This window comes from Gemmatimonadaceae bacterium, assembly GCA_020852815.1.
Taxonomy (GTDB): Bacteria; Gemmatimonadota; Gemmatimonadetes; order Gemmatimonadales; family Gemmatimonadaceae; genus SCN-70-22.
In genome coordinates, this window is record JADZAN010000002.1 from 317,504 (window position 1) to 336,231 (window position 18,728).

The window sequence follows — 18,728 nt, forward strand, 5'->3', positions numbered from 1 at the left end:
CGACTCCGCTGTCGTTTCGCTTGACGACCTTCGCGCCGCGGCAGGCATTCTGCGCGGAGTGGCGGTTCGCACCCCGCTGTTGCCGTTTGACGCGCTGAGCGAGCGCACCGGCGCCTCGGTCTGGATCAAGCCGGAAATGCTGCAGCGAGGGGGGGCCTTCAAGTTCCGGGGCGCGTACAGCTACCTCGCTCGGCTGTCGCCGGAGGCGAGGGCGCGGGGAGTAGTTGCACCGTCTTCGGGGAATCACGCCCAGGCGGTGGCGTATGCGGCGCGCCTCTTCGGTGTCCCGGCCACGGTGGTGATGCCGACGACGGTCACGCAGGCAAAGCGTGGCGGCGCCGAGCGATTGGGGGCGCGCATCGAACTCGCGGGGACGACGACACGCGACCGCATGGATCGCGCGCTCGAACTTGTCGCCGACGAGGGGATGACGCTGGTGCCACCCTACGACGACGCGAACATCATCGCCGGGCAGGGGACGGCGGGGCTCGAGATCGCCGAAGATCTTCCGCACGTGACGACGGTCCTCGTCCCCGTGGGAGGGGGCGGGTTGAGCGCTGGCGTAGCGGCGGCGATCAAGTACCTGGTGCCGACGGCGCGAGTGATCGGCGTGGAGCCGTCGGGGGCGCCAAAGCTCACGCGGGCGCGCGAGGCCGGCGAGCCGGTGGTCCTTCCGCAGACGGGGAGCATCGCCGACGGGCTGCTGGCGGTGCGCATCGGGACGACGACGTTCGCGCACCACCGCCGGTTCATCGATGACGTGGTGACGGTGGACGACGGCGCGATGTTGGTCGCGATGCGCCTGCTCCTCGACCGGGCCAAGCTGGTGGCGGAGCCGAGCGGGGCGATCACGGTGGCGGCGCTGGCGGCCGGGCGCGTGAAGCTTGCAGCTGGCGAGCGCGTCGTGTGCGTGCTGAGCGGGGGGAACATCGAGTGGGACGGACTGCTGGAGCTGCTGGGGAATGGCTAGCGCCCGCATCCTGATTGCCGACGACGACACGTCGATCGTCCAGACGATGACGTGGGTCCTCAAGGAGCACGGCTACGAGGTGGCGGCCGCGCACCAGGGGGTGCGCGTCCTCGAGCTGATGGAGGAGCGCACCCCCGACCTGGTCTTGCTCGACGTGATGTTCCCGGACGCCGACGGCTACCAGATTCTCGAGCGCATCAAGGGCGACGAGCGCTTTCGTGACGTCCCGGTCCTCATGGTGTCGTCGTTGCCGCCGGAAGAGGCGGCGGTGCGCACGCTGGGACTGGGCGCGGCCGATTTCGTGAAGAAGCCGTTCCGCGTGAAGGAGCTCCTGGCGCGCATCCAGGCCCAACTGCGCATGCGGGCCATCCTGCGTTCGGCAAACGACACGTTGCGCCACGTGCAGACCGAGCTGCAACGCGTGCGCGAGGAGGCGGAGAACCGGCGCAAGCTGGTCGACATCCTGCACGACGTGACCGATGATCTCTCGTCGGACGAGATCTACCACCTCCTGGCGCGCCGCGTGGCGCGCGCGCTCGACCTCACGCATTGTTCCGTGATCCTCGCCCGCGTGGGCGAACGCCCGCGTGTAGTCGCGACGGCGTTCGAGCAGGCGTCGCTGCGCAATTTCGAGTTGGACCTGGATCGCTATCCGGAGATCCGCGCCGCGCTGGACAGCGGGCGCCCGGTGCTGGTGGAGGACGTGATGACGTCGCCGCTGTATGCCGACGTGCGGCAGCGCTGGGTGCGTGACGGGACGATGGTCTCGACGCGCTCGGTCATTGCGCTCCCGTTCGCGCTCGACCAGACGCAGGCGGGGGTCTTCTTCCTGCGCCGCGCGCTGAACGAGCCGCCGCTCACGCCGGAGGACATCGAGTTCGCCGACACGGTGGTGAAGGCGGCGGTGGCGGCGGTGCAGCGCGCCAAGGTCCTCGAGACGACGATGGCCGACAACCGGCGCCTCGAGGTGCTGGCGCACACCGATCCGCTGACCGCGGTGCTCAATCGTCGCGCGCTGACGGAGCGCCTGGCCTCCGAACTCGACCGCGTGCGGCGCTACGAGTCGCAGGTCTCGGTGCTCCTGATCGACATCGATCACTTCAAGCGCGTGAACGACAGCTACGGCCACCTGGTGGGCGACGACGTCCTGATGGACGTGGGGGCGTTGCTCCAGAGTGCGGTGCGGTCGGTGGACGTGGTGGCGCGCTACGGCGGCGAGGAGTTTGTCATCGCGCTCCCCGAAACGGGGCTGATGGGCGCGACGGCCTTCGCCGAGCGCATTCGTGAGTTGATCGAGGCGCATCCGTTCCAGCACGCCGGGGGGAGCGTTTTGCGCCTGACGGCAAGCGTCGGCGTGGCGACCTATCCCTCGCCGGGGCTCGACAGCGTCGAGGACCTGCTGGCCACGGCGGACCAGGCGCTGTACCGTGCCAAGGCGGAGGGGCGGAACCGAGTCAGGACCTAACGTAACATCACCCGGCGTCACACGACGTGCAGGCGTGCGTGCAGGCGTGCGTGCGAGCGTGCAGGCGTCAATGCAGGCACGCATGCCGCCATGAGTGCAAGCGTGAAGGAGGAGCGATGCGGCAGATCCGAACCACCGCACTGGTTGTGTTGCTCGCCGGCTGTTCGGCGGCGGGGGAGTCTGGGGCGCAGGCGCGTGCGCCTGGCGAGCGCGCCGCGGCAGGGCGCTCTCCGCACCTGACGCAGCAGACGTTTGACGGAAAGCTGTGGGCGCCGGTTGGTTTCTCCGTGCGCGAGTTTGCCCGCGTGGCCGGCGTGCGCGCCATGACGCTTGGGCCGGACGGCGCGATCTACGTGTCGCGCCCCAGGGCCAACGAGATCGTGCGCCTTGTCGACGCCAATGGTGATGGCGTGGCGGAGACACAGGCGACCGTCGTGGACGGGCTGGACCGTCCGCATGGGCTGACCTTTCGCGACGGCTGGCTCTACATCGCGAATACAGGGGCCGTCGTGCGCGTGCGCCTCGACGCGTCGGCAGGGATGCGGGCGATGGGGCGGCCGGAGACGGTCGCCAGGTACAGCGGCGGCGGCGGGCATTGGACGCGCACCGTGATCTTCGGGCAGGATGGCGGGATGTACGTCTCCATCGGTTCGACGTGCAACATTTGCGAGGAGCGGACGCCGGATCGGGCTGCCGTGATGCGCTTCGACGCCGATGGCTCACACGGGCGCGTGTATGCCAGCGGGCTGCGCAACGCGGTGGGCATGGCGTTGCACCCGACGACGGGGAAGATCTGGGTCACGCAGAACGAGCGGGACAACCTCGAGCCCTCGCACGAGGACCTGCCGTTCGAGGAGATCAACATCCTGCAGGATGGCGGGCAGTACGGCTGGCCGTACTGCCACGGCGATCGCGTGCCCAATCCCGAGTATGGCGACCAGCGACGTTGCGATGCGACGATTCCGCCGGCCTACAAGCTGCAAGCGCATTCGGCGCCGCTGGGCATTGCCTTCCTCGACCGTGCGACGGCGCTGCCGGCGGAGTACCGCGGCGACGCGCTCGTGGCGTTCCACGGGTCGTGGAACCGCGATGTCCCGACCGGAGCCAAGGTCGTGCGGCTCAAGATAGCGAATGGCGTGCCGGTTGGCGTCGAGGACTTCCTGGTGGGGTGGCAGGACGCGAACGGGAGACGCTGGGGGCGCCCGGTGGATGTCGTCGTGGCGCGCGATGGGGCGGTGCTCGTCTCCGACGACCAGACGGGGATCATCTACCGGGTGACGCGCTGATGCGGCGCGGGGCGGTGGGAGCGGTGGCGAGGGCGGCGGCGAGAGCAGCAGTGAGGGCGGGAGGGGCGGTGTCCGCGGTCGCGCTTGGCGTGTCGCTCGCTGCGTCGCTTGCGGGCGCGCAGGGGTCGCGGCCGAGCCGGACTGGGGGGAGCCGGCCGGGGATAGATGTGCAGCACTATGACTTCCGCGTCGATTTCTCGGAGCGTGGGCTCGACGATTCGGTGCGAGTGTCGAGCACGCTGACGGTGTTTCGATCTGGGCGGGTGGATACGCTGCGGTTGGACCTTGGGGGTGGGATGCGGGTGGAGGGAGTCGAAGTAAATGACCGGTCGGTTACTTTTGGGCGCGACTCCGCCTCGCTCCGCATCCCCCTCCCCAACGGCTCGATCGACACCCTCCGCGTCGCCGTTCGCGTCATCGGTCGCCCCACCGACGGCCTCATCATCCGCCGCGACTCCGCCGGCACCTGGACCGCATTCGCCGACCACTTTCCCGATCGGGCACGCGCCTGGCTCCCCACGGTCGATCACCCCTCGGACAAGGCCACCGTCGCCTGGACGGTGCGATCGCCCGCCACGCATCGCGTCATCGCCAACGGCGAGCTGCTGGAAGAGACCCCGGAGCCGGCCGCTGCCGGACACCCGGCAATGCTCCTCACGCGCTGGCGATCGCTCCGCCCCCTCTACACCGCCGTGATGGTCATCGGCGTCGCCCCGTTCGCCGACTACGAACTGGGGCGCACGGCCTGCGGACTTGGCGAACTCCCGGGGTGCGTCTCGCAGAGCGTCTGGCTCTCCCCCGACGTGCGTCCGTCCATGCCGGGTGCGTTCGCGCGCGCCGGGGACATCGTTGCGCTCTTCTCGCGCCAGGTTGGCCCCTTCCCCTACGAGAAGCTCTCCCACGTCCAGAGCTCGACGCGCTACGGCGGGATGGAGAACGCATCGGTCATCTTCTACGCCGACCGCATCTACCGTACGCGCACCATGTCCGAGGGGCTCATCGCCCACGAGACGGCGCACCAGTGGTTCGGCGACGCGGTCACCACGAAAGAGTGGCCGCACGTCTGGCTCTCCGAGGGGTTCGCAACCTACTTCGCCGCACTCTGGACCGAGCACGCCCACGGCGATTCAGCCTTCCTCGCCGAGATGCGGCGCATGCGGCAGTCGGTCCTCGACGACTCGCTCGCGATCATCAAGCCCGTCGTCGATGAATCGCTGAGCGACCTGCGCTACGTCCTCAATGGACTCGTCTACCAGAAGGCCGGATTCGTCCTCCACATGCTGCGACGCGAGGTAGGCGACAGCGCGTTCTATCGCGGCGTCCGCGCGTACTACGCCCGCTACCGGCACGGCAACGCACTCACCGACGATTTCGCCCGCGAGATGGAGTTGGCGTCGGGGACAAAGCTGGCGTGGTTCTTCGACCAGTGGATGCGCCGCCCGGGTTGGGCCGATCTCACGGTGGGTTGGCGGTGGGACGCAACGCAGAAGCGCCTCCTGATCACCGCGTCGCAGGGGGGCATCGCGGCACCCTATCGCGTGAACCTGTCGATGGACTTGACCGATGTTCGCGGAAAGGTGCACCGCCTGCGCGTCACGATTCCGGCAGCGCGCGTCGCCACGATTCCCGTCCCGCTCCCGGTCGACGGGGCCCCGCGGTCCATCACCTTCGACGCCGACGTCTCGCTCCTGGGGCGCCTCAAGACGTCGCCGTAGCGAAGGGTCGCGCGCGGGCGCACGGGCGCGCACGGGCGCGCACGGGGCGGCGCACGGGGGCACGTACGCGGGACGCGTGCGTACGCAGACGCGACAGAGGCAGGTGCAATCCCTGCGTTCGGACGCTCGGTCCGGTTAGCTTACGCTTTCACCTGTCCCGAAACCGAGAAGGTCCCTCCCATGCGGATGCTCGTTCTTGGCGCCGGCCTCCAAGGCTCGGCCTGCGCCTTCGATCTCTTGCAGCAAGCCGACGTCCAGGAAGTCCGGATCGCCGACCTCCACGTCGACCACCTCCCCCCGTTCCTGACCCCCTACCTGGGCGGGCGCCTGGTGCCCACCGTGCTCGATGTCCGCGATCGGAACGCTGTCCTCGCGGCCATGAACGGCGTGACCGCCGTGATGAGCGCCATCCCGTACTACTTCAACGAGTCGCTGGCTGCGCTGGCGGTCGAGGCCGGGGTGCACTTCTCCGACCTGGGCGGCAACACCGAGATCGTCTTCAACCAGAAGAAGCTCCACGACGCCGCCAAGGCGAAAGGAGTCTCGATCATTCCGGACTGCGGCGTGGCCCCAGGAATGGTGAACATCCTCGCCGAGTACGGCATCGAGCAATTGGACTCGGTTGAGGCGGTGAAGATCTTCGTGGGCGGGCTTCCGCAGTTCCCCGAGCCGCCGCTCAACTACCAGATCGTCTACTCGCTCGAGGGTGTGCTCGACTACTACACGACGCTCTCCTGGGTGGTGCGCGACGGCAAGCGCACGCAGGTAAAGGCGCTCTCGGAGCTGGAAACGGTCACATTCCCGGCACCGGTTGGCGACCTCGAGGCCTTTCACACCGCCGGCGGGCTCTCCACCATGGCGTTCCGCTATGAGGGGAAGATCCCGACGATGGAATACAAGACGCTGCGCTACCCGGGGCACGCGAAGATCATGGAAGCGATTCGCGAGCTCGGGCTGCTCGAGCTGGAGAAGGTGGACGTGAAGGGCGTGTCGGTCTCGCCGCGCGACGTCGCCGTTGCCGTGATGGGGCCGCGGCTCACGAAGAAGAAGCCGGACCTTGTCGCGCTGCGCGTGAGCGTCACCGGCACCAAGGGCGGGAAGCCGGCCACGATTGCCTGGAACCTGGTCGATCGCTTCGACGAGCAACACGGAATCTCGGCGATGATGCGTACCACCGGCTACTCGCTCGCGATCACCGGGTTGTTCCAGGGGCGCGGTCGCATCGCCGCGGGCGTCCTCACGCCTGACGAGAGCATGCCGGGCGCCGACTACATTGCCGCCCTGGCGGCGCGCGGCGTCGTGCTGGAGGAGTCGCGCTCGTAAGGCAGGGCGTCGCTCAGCGCGGCTCGGCAGGTGCAACGGCCCCGCACGCCATCGTTGGTGTGCGGGGCCGTCTGCGTCATTCCTCGCAGGGCTGCTGAACACGCATGCCGTGCATCACACGTATCACCCAACCGAGGAGGAGACGGTATGTCACGGGTCATCCTCGTCCTGTCGGCGACAGGCAACGTCGGGCGGCCGTTGATCAGGCAACTTGTTGCCCGTGGAGAGCCGGTCAAGGCGGCCTCTCGTGGAGGGAGCGACTTCGAGGGCGCTGTGGGTGTTGCGTGCGACTTTGCCGATCCCACCACCTGGGCGGCCGCGTTCGATGGCGTGGACTGCGTGTTCGTCATGTTGCCGACCGGCTTCGCGGGAGCGACGGCGATGCAGGAACGCATCATTCGATACGCGGTGGAACGCCGGTGCAAGATCGTTCTTCAGACCATCGTCGAAGGCTACGGAGGCGCCGCGGGGGATGTCCACGCGAGCCCGTACCTCGGCGCGGAACGTCTCCTGGCGACCGCTGGCGTCCCCTTCGTCATTCTCCGGCTCGGCTGGTTCATGGACAACTTCCGCACCGGCGGCGATGCGCTGACGTTCAGCGAAACCGCGCAAGCATTCGCCGAGGTGCTGGGGCGACCCATGGAGTTTCGCGCAACCACAGTCAACGCCTTCACCGATGCACTGGTTGCAGCGGGGATGCCGCGCGAGCAGACGGCGGGTCTCGTGGGTGCGCTCGAACAGGTGGAGATGGGAGCGGCGGGGGACGTCTTTCACGACGTCGAGCGACTATTACGCAAGCCGCCCCGCACCATTCGGCAGTATGTCGCCGACAACGTGGCGATCTTCTCCGCCTGAAGGCCCACTCGCCTGGCGCTACGTGACCCGGGACGTGCCTGACGAGCCGCGCGTCAGCGGCTCCACCCCGCGAGCGTGGCGCCCATGGCATCGATGGTCTCGCGGGCATGCCAGCGATCGCGCCCGTTGTACAGGAAGGAGAAGGCGAGGAGTTCCCCGTTCGCCGCCGTCACGAAGCCGCCGAGTGCGATGACTTCGTTGGTGGTCCCCGTCTTGGCGTGCAGGTTGCCGGCGGCGGGGGTGGCGATCATGCGTCGGAGTAGCGTCTCAGACTGTCCAGCGACAGGAAGCGACTCATGGAACTCGCGCCCCCACGGCGCCCGGTTCGCGTAGCCCAGGAGCTGCACGAGCGAGCGCGGCGTGATGCGGTCCATGGAGGAGAGGCCGCTGCCATCGGCGGCGTTCACCGACTCGGGACGCGCCCCCACCTTCTGCGCCATGAACTCGCGCAGGAGTGTGTTGGCGCGCTCCGCCGATCCCACACCGTCAGGTGCACCGGTGCGCGCGGCGTTGCGCAGCAGCAACTCGGCGATGTGGTTCACGCTCTCCCGGTTCATGTCGTTCGTGAGCGCCCAGAGCGGTGGCGACCGGAAGGTGGCGAGCCTGGTCGCCGCCGGCGGTGTGGCACCGAGGCGCAGCTCACCGTCGACCGCGATCCCCTCTCGTTCGAGTGCCTTGCGGAAGGCGCCGGTCGTGAAGAGAGCCGGGTCGTCGACCACGACCTGGTAGACCTTGGGCTCCGAGCGCACGCCGATGGTCCCGCGCGCGACCACGGTGCCGTCGCTGGTGCGCGAGACGGTGAGCTTCCCGCCGCGCCCGGCTCCGGTGCGCGTGTTGTTGATGACCTTGTAGGCGACGGTCGCCGGCTGCAACGTCACCACCGCGGCGCGCCCAGACCGCCCGGGCGCGATGACCACGTTCAGCAGGTTCTCGTTGAGCGAGAGCGATGAGACACGCGAGGCGTACGAGTCATCGAGGTAGCGCGACAGCCATCCGTCGGGAATCGGCTTGCGCTCGAAGGCGCCATCGTCGCCCACCACGTCGCCGCTCACGCGCTTGATCCCGGCCGCGGACACGAGGCGTGCGAGCGCGCGCATGGCCGCCTCGGGGCCGCCCCGCATGTAGCGCGCGGACATCGACGGATCGCCGCCGCCGCGCAGGAAGAGCGAGCCGCGCAGCGTGCCATCGTCCTCGACGGCACCGTCACGCAGGATGTCGGTGCCGATCTGGTAGCTCGGCCCCAGTCGATCGAAGGCGAGTGCGGTCGTGAAGAGCTTGAACGTGGATGCCGGGAGCATCGGCGCGTCGGGGCGATACGAGAAGAGCGTATCGCCGCGCGAGAGCGATGAGACGACCACGCCCCACACCCCCTCGACCGTGCGCGCATTGAGGAGGAAGGCCAGGTCGTTGGAGAGCGCGATCTCGCCGCGGGGCGTTGTGTGGGCAAGGACCGGGACCGCCTTCACCGGACGCCGCGCCACGCGCGATGTGCGACGCCGTCCACCAGCGGTCCGCGACGATCGCACCGTCGACGATCGCGCCGTCGACGATCGCGCCGTCGACGACCTGGTCTTGGCACCGGCGGTCGCGCGACTCGGCGCCGGCTTCCTGGTCCCCTTTCGCGTTGCCTTGGGCGCGGGCTTCTTCGTTGTCGCCGCGCGCTTGGCCTTGGTGCCAGACGGCTTGCTCCGCTGCGTCCCCTTTCGTTCTGTGAGGGGCGTCGGGGCGACCGTTCGGCGCTCATGCCAGCCCGCCACAGCGCGTGAGTCGATGAGCGGCGACGTGGGGCGCGAGGTGAGCGGATCGAGCGCGGCACCTTGGGCGCGTGGCGCGAGGAGCGACGACGCGAGGACGATCCCCAACGATGCCATGCGCCAACGCCTGGTCCCCGCAGCGCCTGCGAGGCTCGGCTCAACCGTTGGGTGGCCGGCACTGCGCGCGCTGGGCATGCGGCGGGCGAACACGGCAAGTCGTGCCAGGGAGCGCTTTGGCATCTCGAGTCGACCTCCTCCTGCCTCGCCCCGGATGCGCCACGAACGCTGCCGCTGCGAAGCCCGTCAGACCTTGAAGAAAATCCGCTTGCGGTGGAGCAGCCCCAGAAGCGCGGCCCAGAGGAGGACGAAGGTGACCGCGAACAGCAACGATGCGTTGCGCGGGTCCTCGAACCACGGGGCGTACGCTGTCTCGAAGATCACCTTCTGGATTGGAGCTCGCTCACCGTTATGCGGGACGGTGATCACGGAATATATCAGGCGTGCCATCATTCCCGAACCCACGAATGCAATCATGGGATTCATTCCGTACCAGGTGAAGGGGCGCGTCCATCGCGTTATGCCTAACACGTCGATCACCCAGATGCACGTGGCGAGGGCCACGGCGCCCATCCCGGCGGTGAACAGGACGTACGACGAGGTCCACAGGCTCTTGTTGATCGGGAACGACCAGTGCCACATGAGCCCCAGCACCATGCATAACGATCCGACCGCCAGCATCGCGACGAGCCGCTCGAGGATCGGACGCCCAGATCCGATCCAGCGCCCGGTGATGACGCCAAGGATCACCGTCCCGATCGCGGGGATGGTCGACAACAACCCTTCCGGGTCCCATGTCCTCGACGAGCGCCACAGGTGGGATCCGAAGACGGCGCGATCGACGTACGCTGCGAGCGATGCCGAGGGATCGTCGAGGAGGAGCGCCCCCATCCCGCGACCGGGGACCGGGATCAGCGTCATCGCGAACCAGTAGCCGAACAGGAGCGCGGCCACCAGGGCCACCTGCTGAGTGAGTGAAGCCCGCCGCGTGAGCAGCGCACCGCACAGATAGGCCACGCCGATGCGTTGCAGCACACCGGGGAAGCGCATGCCCGTGACACGCGTCACCGGGAAAAAGGGAAACGCCGCCAGCAGGAGTCCAAAGAGCACGATCAGGAGGCCGCGCTTGACCACCTGCCGCACGATCGCGTCCTCATCGTCGCCTCGCGCCCGCCGCGCCTCCAGCGACAGGTGCGTCGTGATCCCGACGATGAAGAGGAAGAACGGGAAGATGAGGTCGGTTGGTGTCCAACCGTTCCATGCCGCATGCTCCAACGGCGGATAGATGGCGCTCCACGTCCCCGGGTTGTTCACCAGGAGCATCCCGGCGACGGTCATCCCGCGAAAGACGTCGAGGGAGAGGAGGCGCTCGCGCGGGGGCGCCGTATCGCGGCGCGCGCCCTCGGTCGCCAGGGGCGAGGCGTTGGCCGGCGCGCTCGTGGCTCGCGTCGCCGCCGCATCACTCGGCGAGCGGTGCCCCTCGCTCTCCGGCGTTCCTGCTGTAGGTGGGATCGTCGCGGTCATCGCTCGTCAGGCAGGGAGGGGGGTCGGTGACAGGCCGTGCGTCGCGCAAGCCGGCTGGGCCGTGGGAATCATCCGTATCCCTCTCCGGTACTATCGCATAAGCGGGTGCCGGCGGCTACCCTGAAGAAGGCGTTCGGCGGAAAGAGGGTGCGAAGGTCGGTCGCCGATCAGTGTCCTGCGCCCTCGCCGGACGCACATGTCACCTCATCGACCCCTCGGAGGTATGCACATGGAGCAGGGAAGCATTCGCAGCGAAGGGACGATGGTCGGCCTCATTGGCGCCACCGCAGTGGTGGCGTGGTTCACGGTGGTCGACTTCCTGGCGGGGCACCCGTTCTTCACGCCGTACGCGCTCGGCTCCGTCCTGCAAGGGTTCTTTGGTGTGACGACGCCGGCGTCGATTCCGGCGACCATCCTGATGTACACGATCTTCCACTACCTGGCGTTCATCGGGGTCGGGATCGTCTTTGCCGCCATATTCAGCGCGGCGCACCGGGAGCCGGGAATCCTCGCCGGGTTCGTTATTCTCTTCGTCGCCCTCGAGACCGTCTCGCTGGGCCTCACCGTGATGGTCGAGGAATCGTCGGCGCTGCGCCAGATTGCCTGGTACCAGATCGGGGCCGCCAACCTCGTGGCGTCGGTCGCGATGGGGGGGTACCTCATTCGCCGGCATCGCCACGTGATGCGCCGCGTCGGCATGTCCATCGGCGGCATCTGATCGAGCGCCGTCGGGCGCGGGCGCCATGCCGGCGCGGTTGCACGGCCGTCAGGTGCAGAACGACGAAAGCGGGCGCCTCCATCCGGAGACGCCCGCTTTCGTCGTTCGGGGTCCTTCGCCGCCAGTGCCGCTCAGCCGCCGCCCGCGACGCGAATGGCGAGCTTGGAGAAGAGGAGGAGCAGTCCGAGGATCGTGAGGATTGCGACCACGAGCGGCCCGGTGAACAGGGCGCGGAAGAGCTTGTGGTCATACTTGAGGTGCATGTAGAACATCACGACGATCGCGAACTTCACCGCCGACATGACGAGGAGTCCCGGGATGAACACCTTGGAGGCGACGAGCTCGGGGATGTAGTACGCCCAGACCTCGACGACCGTGATGAGCGTCAGGACGAGGGCGACCCACTTGTACTCCTTCCACGACGGATGGTAATGCTCGGCGTGTGCGGTCTCGTGCGACATGAGGGGGCTCAGTCCGGAATGAGGTAGAGGAGCGTGAAGATCGCGATCCAGACGACGTCGACGAAGTGCCAGTAGAGCGCGGCGATGTCGACGTTGAGGGCATCCGACGGCTGCAATCCGCGCTTGTAGTCGATGGCGAGGAGCGTTCCCAGCCAGATGACGCCGGCGGTGACGTGTGCCCCGTGGAAGCCGGTGAGCGTGAAGAACGAGGAGCCGAAGAGGTTGCGGCGAATGGTGAGCCCCTCATGGACGAACGACGTGAACTCGTAGGCCTGGAAGCCGAGGAAGGTGGCGCCGAGGAGGCACGTCATCCACAGCCACAGCTTGGACGAGGCCAGGAGCTTGTCGCCGAACGCGGCGTTGGGCGGGAGCGGCTTCCCCTTGTTCTCGACGGCGGAGAGCGCCAGCACCATCGCCAGCGACGACATGAGGAGGACGAAGGTCGACGCCGACGTGATGGGGATGTTGAGGATCGCGGGATAGACCTTGCCCGACGACGGGTCGGTCCACGGCGTGTGGGGGAAGGGGCCGACGAGCGACTTCCCCTTGTAGATCAGGTAGGTCGAGATGAGCGAGGCAAACAGCATGCACTCCGACCCGATGAACGCCCAGATGGCGATTTTCCGGTTGTCGAGGCCGGTGGTCGTGTAGTGGTGGCCGTGCGCTGCTTCAGCGTGAGCGGACATGCGATGAAGAGACGGGAGACGGGGGACGGGGGACGGGCGTGAAGGTCACGCCCGTCCTTGAGGGCTAGTGGTGGTCTTCCAGCGGGGTGGTGAGCCAGGCGTAGAGGAAGCCGATCCACATGGCGGCGCCGCCGAGCATGAGGACGAAGGCGGGGACCATCATGTGCTTGGGGAGGAAGAGCAGCCCGCAGAACATGAGGACGATGCCTAACGCCACGAAGAACGGCTTGATCGTGGAGGAGGGCATGGGGATGCCGAGTTCCCGTGCCGTGTACCGTTCCGTCTCGATGTGCATGGGCGACATGTCGTGCTCGCCGGTCTGCTTGCTCGCCTCGTCCCATCCGGTCCTGGAGTGGGGGAGTTGCGAGGTGCGCTCCGGGTGGGTGAGGTCCCACATCGGGTAGCGCGAGGTGACCATCGGCAGCTTGGCGAAGTTGTACTCGGGCGGCGGGGACGGGATGGACCATTCCAGCGTGGCGGCATCCCACGGGTTGGCGCCGCACGGTTCGCCCGACTTCTTCGACTTGAAGAAGTTGTAGATGAAGACGAGGGTGGCCGGCGCGAGGAGGAAGGCGCCGATGCTCGAGATCATGTTGAACGTTTCCCACCCCTGGCCGGCATCGTACGTGTAGATGCGTCGCGGCATGCCGAGCATCCCCGAGAAGTGCATGGGGAAGAAGGTGAGGTTCATCGCGATGAGGTTGAGCCAGAAGTGCAGGGTGCCCAGCCCCTCATCCATCTTCCGGCCGTACATCTTGGGGAAGTAGTGGTAGATCCCCGCGAAGATCCCCATGATCGCCCCACCGAAGAGCACGTAATGGAAGTGGGCGACGATGTAGTACGTGTCGGTCTGCTGCAGGTCCGACGGCGGTGAGGCATGGGTAATGCCCGAAATGCCGCCGATGGTGAACATGGCGATGAGGCCGATGGCGAACTTCATCGCCGCGGTGAATCGCACCGATCCGCCCCACATGGTGAAGATCCAGTTGAAGATCTTCACCCCGGTCGGGATGGCGATGAGCATCGTGGTCAGGCCGAAGACCGTGTCGGCGATGGGGCCCATGCCCACGGAGAACATGTGATGCGCCCAGACGCCAAAGCCGAGGAAGCCGATGAGGATCCCGGAGTAGGCCATCACGGGATAGCCGAACAGCGGCTTTTTCGAGTTCGTCGGGAGGACCTCGCTCACCAGGCCGAAGGCCGGGAGGATGAGGATGTAGACCTCGGGGTGACCGAAGATCCAGAAGAGGTGCTGCCAGAGGAGCGGATCGGCGCCGGCGCTCATCGAGTAGAACGTGGTGCCGAAGAAGCGATCGAACTGGAGGAAGACGAGCGCGATCGTGACGACGGGGAACGACAGGATGATCAGGAACTGCGTCACGAACGACATCCACGTGAACATCGGCATGCGCATCAGGTTCATCCCCGGGGCGCGCATGTTGATGACGGTGGTGGCGAAGTTGAACGACGCCGCGAGCGACGAGATGCCGAGGATCTGGATGCCGAGCACCCAGAAGTCCATGTTCGGGCCCGGGGAGTAGGTGCGTCCCGAGAGCGGCGCATAGCCGAACCAGCCGCCGTCAGGGGCAACCCAGAAGAAGATGGGAAGCGTGATGAAGATGCCGCCCAGCAGGAAGATCCAGTAGCTGAAGGCGTTGAGTCGCGGGAAGGCGACGTCGCGCGCCCCGATCTGCAGCGGGATGAGGTAGTTGAAGAAGGCGGCGGACAGCGGCATGACGGCGAGGAACACCATCGTCGTGCCGTGCATCGTGAACAGCTGGTTGAACTGTTCGGCGGTGAGCACGGTGCCGTTGGGGCGCATGAGCTGCCAGCGCATCAAGATGGCCTCGAGCCCGCCGAGCACGAAGAAGAACAGGGACGAGTGCAGGTACAGCGTCCCGATCACCTTGTGGTCGGTGGTCGTGAGCCAACTCATCAGCTTCGAGCGCGACGGCGTCGCACTGGCAGCATAGGTCGGGCTTGCAGCGACAGTAGCCATTGAGATCAGACGGGAGACGGGGGACGGGAGACGGGAGGGCGGCTACTTGAGGCTCAGGAGATACGCGGTGATGTCGGCGATCTGTTCATCGGTCAGGCCGCCGGCTTGCACCGTCATGTTCATGATGGGGTCGTGCTCGCCCTTGCCTAACGTCTGCATCAACGAGCCGGGCTTCATCTTGCGGGCGTTCTTGAGCCAGTGCGCGAGGTGCTTGGCGTCGTTCGGGAAGAGCCCGGCGGCGATGGTGTAGCGCGACCCGACGTGCGTGAGGTCGGGCCCCACGATGCCGAGCGAGCTGGGGTTGCCGCGGATCTTGTGGCACCCGATGCAGGCCGAGCGCGAGTAGGTCTGGAAGCCGCGCTGCGCGTCGCCAGCCGCAATCACCGCGTCGGGAATCGAGAGCCCGGCGGGGAGCGGCGTCTGCGGCATCGTGTGCGCCGGGATCTTCTCCTTCGGGAACTGCCAGGGCGTCGTTGCGGCTGCCGGCGGGGCGGGCTGGGCGGCGGCCGGCGCCGTCACGTTGCTCGCCTGGCGCACCAGCGGCGCCGCGCTGTCGGCCGGTGCCGCCGGCGGCGGGAAGACCGCGTTGGCCGCGTTGTGCTTTGCCCACGTCTCGAAGTCGGCCGCCGCCACCGTGAACACCCGGAACTTCATGTTGGCGTGCGACGAACCGCAGTACTCGTTGCAGCTCCCGTTGAACGCCGCCTCACCCGTGGAATCCGGCGTGAACCACAGGTAATTCGTCTTGTTCGAGATCAGGTCGCGCTTGCCGGCCAGCGCCGGGATCCAGAACGAGTGCAGCACGTCCACCGTGCGCAACGCGAAGTTCACCGGACGCCCGTGCGGGAGATACAGCTCGTTCGCCGTCGTGATGCCGTACTCCGGGTACCGGAACTCCCACCACCACTGGTGTCCGATCACCTCGACCTGCAACGAATTCTCCGGCGCGGCCGCCTGCGTCTTGAAGATCGTGCGCACCGTGGGCACGGCGATCAGGACCAGGATCAGCGCAGGTGCAAGCGTCCACGTGATCTCCATCAGCGTGTTGCCGTGCACGTGACGCGGCTCGGGACCACCCGCTCGGCGACGGTACTTGATGATCGTGAAGATGAGGATCGTTTCCACGATCACGAAGACGGCCGTGCCCCAGAACATCATCCTGTTCCAGAGCGCGGTGACCTCGCGGTTGTTTTCCGTCGTGGGGAGGAACGTCGAGTTTGGATAGTTGCCGCCGGAGCACGCGGCCAACACCAAAAGGGTCACTGCGGCCAACATCACCGCGGCCCCCCGACGCGATCGGAGATTCCGGATCATTCGGACTGGGTATGTGGGGCGATTGACGCGAACCCTACCCGCCTGGGTGGGTCGTGGAATCCGGACAAACTACCGGCCTTACAAAGACGTCGCAAGAACTCTCACACCCTTGCGAGGCTTTGCCCCACAACGAGTTAGGGCATTTTCCCTTACGACTCATTGGTCCGAATGCGCGCCCCGATCCGCCGACTCCGCGCGGACACAACGCCAACACACCCAGCGCCGACCCTCCCAGCCGACCCGGCCGGCTACTGCCCCGGCGACTTCGGCTCCTCGACGATCGCGTGCTTCTCCTTCACCTTGGTCACCGCGATCTCCAGCTGCGCACGAAGCTGTGCTACCCCCTCGCGAAGCGCCCGCACCTTCATCTGGTCGCTCCCGCCGCGCGACGCGATCAGCAGCACGCCGGTCACCACGTCGGCGATGATGCCGAATTGCGGCTTCAACAGCCCGACCATCGGCGTGCCGGTCCGCGTCAACTGCTGGCGGAACTGCCCGGTGTCGCCCTGCGTCTTGACCGCCATGGCGTAGCGCTCCACGAGGGCGTGCAGCCGCTGGAGCTGCTGCATCCCCTCGTCGAGCGTCTGCATCTTGATCTGCCCGGGTCCATCCAGTTGCGATGCCACCCCACGCTCCTCCCTACCGACCGATCATCGAGGCCGGGTTGAGGACCTCGTCGAGCCGCTCGCGCGTCATGAGCCCGCGTGCCTGCACGATGTCATAGACGCCGCGCCCGCTCTCCAGCGCTTCCTTCGCGATCTCGGTGGACACTGCATATCCAAGCACCGGGACCAGCGCCGTCACGATCCCGATCGACTCCTCCACGAATCGCTTCAACCGGTCGGGATTGGCCGTGATCCCCTGCACGCATCGCGTGCGCAGCACGTCGCAGGCATTGCGCAGCGAGTCGATGCCGCGCAGCAGGCGGTACGCAATCACGGGCTCGAAGGCGTTGAGCTGCATCTGCCCCGCTTCCGCGGCCATCGTCACCGTCACGTCGCCGCCGATGATCTCGAAGCAGACCTGGTTCACCACTTCGGGAATGACCGGGTTCACCTTGCCCGGCATGATCGACGAGCCGGGCTGCATGGGCGGAAGGTTGATCTCGCCAAAGCCGGTGCGCGGCCCCGACGACAGGAGGCGCAGGTCGTTGCAGATCTTGGAGAGCTTGGCGGCGCAGCGCTTGAGCACCCCGGACAGCTGCACAAAGGCTCCGGTGTCGGACGTGGCCTCGACGAGGTCGGGCGCGGTGATCAGCTCCAGCCCGGTCACGTCGGAGAGGTGCTTGCGCACCGACTCGGTGTAGCCGGCGGGGGCGGTGATCCCGGTCCCGATCGCCGTCGCCCCCATGCTGATCTCGCGGATGAGGGAGAGCGACTCGCCCAGCCGGTCCACGTCCTCGAGCAGGGTATGGCCAAAGGCGGTGAACTCCTGTCCCAGCGTCATGGGGACGGCGTCTTGCAGCTGCGTGCGCCCCATCTTGAGCAACGGGGCGAACTCCGCGCCCTTGGCCTTGAATGCCAGTGCCAGCTCGCGCATGGCGACGCGCAGCTTCTCGATCTCGCCATGCAGCGCCAGCCGCACGGCGGTGGGATACACGTCGTTGGTGGACTGGGAGAGGTTGACGTGCGAGTTGGGGTGCAGGCGATCGTAGTCGCCGCGCTTGGCGCCGAGGAGTTCGAGCGCGCGGTTGGCGATGACCTCGTTCGCGTTCATGTTGGTCGAGGTCCCGGCACCGCCCTGGATCACGTCGACGAGGAAGTGCTCGTGGTGCCGCCCCTGCCGCACTTCGGTTGCCGCGCGGACAATGACGTCGCAGCGTTCCTGGTCCAGGAGTCCGAGCTCGGTGTTGGCCTTGGCGGCCGCCTCCTTCACCGCGGCCAGGGCGGCGAGGAGGGCGGGGAACTCGCGGATCACGACGCCGGTGATGGGGAAGTTCTCCATCGCCCGCAGCGTCTGGACGCCGTACAGCGCGTCGTAGGGAATCTCGCGCGAGCCCAGCAGGTCCTTCTCCGTGCGCGTCGCCGCCCCGGAGAAGCCAAGCCGCCGCCCGCGCCCGACCATGGTGGCGTCGGTGGCCGCCAGGCGCTGCGAGATGGCGCGCGCGGCGCGCGCCACGAGGGCGGCGTAGAGCGTGGGGTTGTCCTTCACGATCGTCTGGATCGACGCCTTGGTGAGGACAAAGGCGGTCGTCTGCTCGATGGACTTGGCCGACGTCCCGTGCGGCGACTCGTCGAGCAGGATCCCTTCGCCCACCGCCTCCCCGGCGCCCAGCGTGGCAAGGCGCGTGGGCCTGCCATGGAGCGTCTTCTCGATCATCACGCTCCCGGAGATGAGGAACGCCATGCGCGCTCTCGACTCTCCCTCGGAGAAGATCGGGGCGTCGGGGGCGAACTCCTCCAGCGTGACCTGCTGGGCGAGTTGGTGGAGGGCGGTATCGGTCAGCCCTTCGAGGTAGGGAAGGGCGCGCAGCTGTTCGCGAATGCGGGAGATCTGCATGGTCGTCTGGAATGGAAGGCGCTCTCGGTGCACCGCCGGTGCGTGCGCCGTGCGTGCGTCACCGATGCACCGACGATGGGATCCGGGCGCGGCGCAAGTGCG

Annotated in this window: 15 protein-coding genes; 7 read left to right on the forward strand and 8 right to left on the reverse strand. The window is 67.4% G+C overall.

From position 1 onward, the window contains the following. The first annotated feature begins 58 nt into the window (after positions 1-58). From IT359_02375 to IT359_02400, 6 genes are all read left to right on the forward strand, one after another. Positions 59-970: a threonine/serine dehydratase gene (locus IT359_02375; protein ID MCC6927814.1), complete on the forward strand. Its 912-nt coding sequence runs from the start codon at positions 59-61 to the stop codon at positions 968-970. Continuing rightward, positions 963-2,435 carry a diguanylate cyclase gene (locus IT359_02380; protein MCC6927815.1) on the forward strand — a complete coding sequence of 491 codons (1,473 nt, stop codon included), beginning with the start codon at positions 963-965 and terminating at the stop codon, positions 2,433-2,435. The genes IT359_02375 and IT359_02380 overlap by 8 nt, the downstream gene beginning before the upstream one ends. A 116-nt stretch (positions 2,436-2,551) precedes the next feature. Then, positions 2,552-3,721 (forward strand): sorbosone dehydrogenase family protein, encoded by a 1,170-nt coding sequence (locus IT359_02385; protein MCC6927816.1) that lies wholly within the window; start codon positions 2,552-2,554, stop codon positions 3,719-3,721. 68 nt (positions 3,722-3,789) lie between these two features. Beyond that, a complete protein-coding gene (locus IT359_02390) occupies positions 3,790-5,436 on the forward strand; it encodes a M1 family metallopeptidase (protein MCC6927817.1) in 1,647 nt (548 codons plus the stop codon). Positions 5,437-5,616: 180 nt separating this feature from the next. Beyond that, positions 5,617-6,759 carry a saccharopine dehydrogenase NADP-binding domain-containing protein gene (locus IT359_02395; GenBank protein MCC6927818.1) on the forward strand — a complete coding sequence of 381 codons (1,143 nt, stop codon included), beginning with the start codon at positions 5,617-5,619 and terminating at the stop codon, positions 6,757-6,759. A gap of 147 nt (positions 6,760-6,906) precedes the next feature. Continuing rightward, on the forward strand, positions 6,907-7,614 hold the full coding sequence (locus IT359_02400; protein MCC6927819.1) for an NAD(P)H-binding protein: 708 nt from the start codon (positions 6,907-6,909) through the stop codon (positions 7,612-7,614). Between the two features lie 53 nt (positions 7,615-7,667). Here the strand turns inward: IT359_02400 and dacB are convergent, their stop codons facing one another. Continuing rightward, on the reverse strand, positions 7,668-9,485 hold the full coding sequence (gene dacB / locus IT359_02405) for a D-alanyl-D-alanine carboxypeptidase/D-alanyl-D-alanine-endopeptidase (GenBank protein MCC6927820.1): 1,818 nt from the start codon (positions 9,483-9,485) through the stop codon (positions 7,668-7,670). A 186-nt stretch (positions 9,486-9,671) separates the two neighbouring features. Next, complete coding sequence (locus IT359_02410) at positions 9,672-10,949, reverse strand: DUF5009 domain-containing protein (protein ID MCC6927821.1); 1,278 nt, start codon at positions 10,947-10,949, stop codon at positions 9,672-9,674. Between the two features lie 229 nt (positions 10,950-11,178). Here IT359_02410 and IT359_02415 point away from each other — a divergent pair, with 229 nt between their 5' ends. After that, positions 11,179-11,667, forward strand: a complete 489-nt coding sequence (locus tag IT359_02415) for a hypothetical protein (protein MCC6927822.1) — start codon at positions 11,179-11,181, stop codon at positions 11,665-11,667. A 131-nt stretch (positions 11,668-11,798) separates the two neighbouring features. On the opposite strand, the gene IT359_02420 is transcribed toward IT359_02415, so the two are convergent. The 6 genes from IT359_02420 to IT359_02445 all read right to left on the reverse strand — a co-directional run bounded on the left by IT359_02420 (position 11,799) and on the right by IT359_02445 (position 18,446). After that, a complete protein-coding gene (locus IT359_02420) occupies positions 11,799-12,128 on the reverse strand; it encodes a cytochrome C oxidase subunit IV family protein (GenBank protein MCC6927823.1) in 330 nt (109 codons plus the stop codon). Positions 12,129-12,136: 8 nt separating this feature from the next. Continuing rightward, complete coding sequence (locus IT359_02425; protein MCC6927824.1) at positions 12,137-12,814, reverse strand: cytochrome c oxidase subunit 3; 678 nt, start codon at positions 12,812-12,814, stop codon at positions 12,137-12,139. Positions 12,815-12,878: 64 nt separating this feature from the next. Continuing rightward, positions 12,879-14,813 (reverse strand): cytochrome c oxidase subunit I, encoded by a 1,935-nt coding sequence (gene ctaD / locus IT359_02430; protein MCC6927825.1) that lies wholly within the window; start codon positions 14,811-14,813, stop codon positions 12,879-12,881. A gap of 42 nt (positions 14,814-14,855) precedes the next feature. Beyond that, positions 14,856-16,076 carry a cytochrome c oxidase subunit II gene (gene coxB, locus IT359_02435; protein MCC6927826.1) on the reverse strand — a complete coding sequence of 407 codons (1,221 nt, stop codon included), beginning with the start codon at positions 16,074-16,076 and terminating at the stop codon, positions 14,856-14,858. A gap of 299 nt (positions 16,077-16,375) precedes the next feature. Beyond that, positions 16,376-16,753, reverse strand: a complete 378-nt coding sequence (locus tag IT359_02440; protein ID MCC6927827.1) for a hypothetical protein — start codon at positions 16,751-16,753, stop codon at positions 16,376-16,378. A gap of 13 nt (positions 16,754-16,766) precedes the next feature. Beyond that, positions 16,767-18,446 (reverse strand): aspartate ammonia-lyase, encoded by a 1,680-nt coding sequence (locus tag IT359_02445; protein MCC6927828.1) that lies wholly within the window; start codon positions 18,444-18,446, stop codon positions 16,767-16,769. Positions 18,447-18,728: the final 282 nt, after the last annotated feature.